General features: G+C 49.7%; 1 pseudogene. It reads right to left on the bottom strand.

The window, feature by feature from the left end:
• Positions 1-19: 19 nt before the first annotated feature.
• Positions 20-235, bottom strand: a pseudogene (locus ACSZPU_RS26440) (GntT/GntP/DsdX family permease); the annotation flags it as partial.
• Between the last annotated feature and the right edge of the window lie 73 nt (positions 236-308).

Raw genomic sequence — 308 nt, 5'->3', positions numbered from 1 at the left:
TTATCGGTAGTTAACCCTTCCTCCTACACTCTCCACAATCATGTCCGAGCGTTGCACTTATTATCTGAATTCGCGTCGCACCAAAGCCCATAATGAGCGCCAGATTACTGAGTGTGCCGCCGACGCCGGATTTAATTGAACCGAGTACGCCTAATACACTCATGCCCTGAACCAGGCCAACAAACAGGGCAACCAGAATGAGTGCGACGAAACAGTGAATTTTCAGTCGCAGCATTAGATAGTGTCGTCACAAGATTTTAGCCCAGAGAGCGATGCATCTGATCTGGACGGCAGCGAGAAATGAGGCC

Source organism: Phytobacter sp. V69, assembly GCF_965644215.1.
GTDB lineage: Bacteria > Pseudomonadota > Gammaproteobacteria > Enterobacterales > Enterobacteriaceae > Phytobacter.
Note: the sequence above shows the minus strand (reverse complement) of the source record. Positions and strands in the feature narration are given on the sequence as shown.